Source organism: Bradyrhizobium sp. Ken01, assembly GCF_055807355.1.
On record NZ_JBVVPC010000122.1, the window covers coordinates 1 to 2,123 of the forward strand.

A 2,123-nucleotide genomic window follows, 5' to 3' on the forward strand; every position below is an offset into this window, starting at 1 on the left:
TCCACGATATCGAACCCCATCCGCTTGAACGCGTCGCTGATGGCAGCCGCGTCGTTGTCGGGATTAGCCAGCCGCGCGACGCTCTGGTAGTTGGACACGCCAAGGACCAGCGCCACCCGCTTGTCGGCCTGCGCAGTCGAGGCCGCGACCAGCATCCACAACACCGACAGCGCAAGCCGGCAGACCAACCGGCTTGAACGCAACGTCGGGACTGAAGGGCTCAATCGGATCATGATGCGGGCTTCGCTCCACGCGTCAGCAATGTGGCTGCAATCAATATGAATACTATTCGATAGCGGTCCGCCCTCGGGTCTGTGCCATCGATCACACATCAGGCCCGGCCGTCAGGCGAGACGGTTGCCGCCGCGCAGTGTCCACCGGCGACTCCCTGCCGGAAATGATAATGGAAGTGGCATGGCATTGGGAAGCCGTCCTGCAACCTTCCGGAGATACTTGCCTCCCCCAGGCGCTTGAGCTTCTATGTCGGCATAAATCGCTTTTGCTTCATTGGCCACCCGAAGGTTTTCAGACAAGGGTTTCAAAATGATCCGTCCTTTCATGACAGTCGTGTTGTCGCTCGCAACCTCCGCCTTGTTGCTTCTGTCCGACACTGCGAGCGCCGACAAGATGCGCCCGGGCTACAAGAGCTACCAAAACGCTCACGGCCTGAATGCCAACACCGCTTGCCGTCGCCCCGCATTCAACATCTGCCAGGGTTGTAATGTCGTCATCCCGATGCGGGTCGCGCAAGACCGCGGTTGCGGGTTCAACTTCCAGTCGCTGGGTCCGTTCGTGGGCCAGGACGTCGTCGTCTCTCCGGCGAACGGATCCTACAGCCTGGTCAACCCGACAAAGGCTGTGTACCGGCCGAACTCCGGCTTTACCGGCAGCGACCACTTCGAAAGCCGTCTCTACTTCGAGGACGGCACCGGCAAGCGCACGTTCCTGAACCTGAAAGTCAACGTCAACGTCGTTCCCAGCCTGTGAGTCCCGGCACCGTCCCATCGGCGCCGATCTCAATCGCCTTCACAACTGCCGCCGCATGAATCGGCTCCGCCGGACGGACGCGAGCGACCGCGCGGGCTCGGCTCGTGACGCGATACCGCCTTTGACTTCTGCGGCGGCGGATCGGGACGCCGGCGGCACATGCCCTGGGCATCCAGCACGTCGTTACCGTCACAGACGATCTGGACGCAATGATCGCCCTCTACCTTTTGTCCCTTGGCGCACACCAGCGGACAGACACGATTGGGCCTGCCGCGCACCGCATCGAGCGCATCGAGACTTGCAACTTTGACGTCGAATTTGGTGCCGGCGTTTCGGTTGAAATTGTCGAGCGCCTTTTGCGACGGCGTCGTCCAGGCACCGTCGGCCGCACCGGGATCGCAGCCGACGCGCTTCAGATGGGCCTGGAGCAGACGGGCGACGTCCGCCGGATCCATTGCCGGCTTGGCAACCGGCGCAGGGGCAGGCGCCGGCGCAGCCGACGGAGTTAGCGCCGCAAGTGTGGCCTGTCGCTCCCGCTCGCGCTGTTCCTGTTCGCGCCTTGCCGCCTCGATCTGTTGCTGCGCTTCCAGCGCGGCCTGCTTCTTCGCCTGCTCGACCTGAAGGGCCGCGTCCTCGGCCTGCCGGCGCGCCTCCGCAACCTGCCGCCGGGCATCGTCGAGCTCGCGCCTGGCCTGGTCGGCGAGGCGTTGGCGCTCCTTCTCCAGATCGCGCCGGGTCTGTTCCGAGACCTGGAGCTTCGCCTGCTCGGCCTGGCGCGCAGCCTGCTCCTCGATCTGCTTCTTGACGTCCTCGTTCTTCTGCCTGGCCTGCTGTTCGGCTTGCCGCCTCAGCAGGTCTGCCTTTTCACGGGCCTTCTCCGCCGCGTCCAGCTTGTCGAGGGCCGCATGAGCAGACACAGCGTAGGGGCCGCTACCGTGAACGCCGAGAAACGAGGTCCATGCCTCCCTTGTGCCGATCTGAGCCGCAAATTCGTAGTCCCGCCGGGCTTCCGCGTTCGGATCGACGGGCGGCGCAACCTGCGGCACCAGCGCCACGGTGTCGCCACCGAGCGATCCGTAGACGAACGGCTCCTGCCGCCGTCCCGTGCTCTTCAGCACCTCGTCGCGGACCCGGCC

At 64.4% G+C, this 2,123-nt stretch carries 2 protein-coding genes and 1 pseudogene; 1 reads left to right on the top strand and 2 read right to left on the bottom strand.

Annotated elements, in window-relative coordinates; all coding sequences use genetic code 11:
* A partial coding sequence (locus tag AC0L3S_RS38930) for a caspase family protein (RefSeq protein WP_473267059.1) occupies nucleotides 1–233 on the bottom strand: 233 nt, incomplete at its 3' end.
* Nucleotides 234–543: 310 nt separating this feature from the next.
* On the opposite strand from AC0L3S_RS38930, the gene AC0L3S_RS38935 reads away from it, so the two are divergent.
* Nucleotides 544–987, top strand: a complete 444-nt coding sequence (locus AC0L3S_RS38935; protein WP_473285240.1) for a hypothetical protein — start codon at nucleotides 544–546, stop codon at nucleotides 985–987.
* Between the two features lie 29 nt (nucleotides 988–1,016).
* On the opposite strand, the pseudogene AC0L3S_RS38940 reads toward AC0L3S_RS38935, so the two are convergent.
* Nucleotides 1,017–2,123: pseudogene (locus AC0L3S_RS38940) on the bottom strand (caspase family protein); the annotation flags it as partial.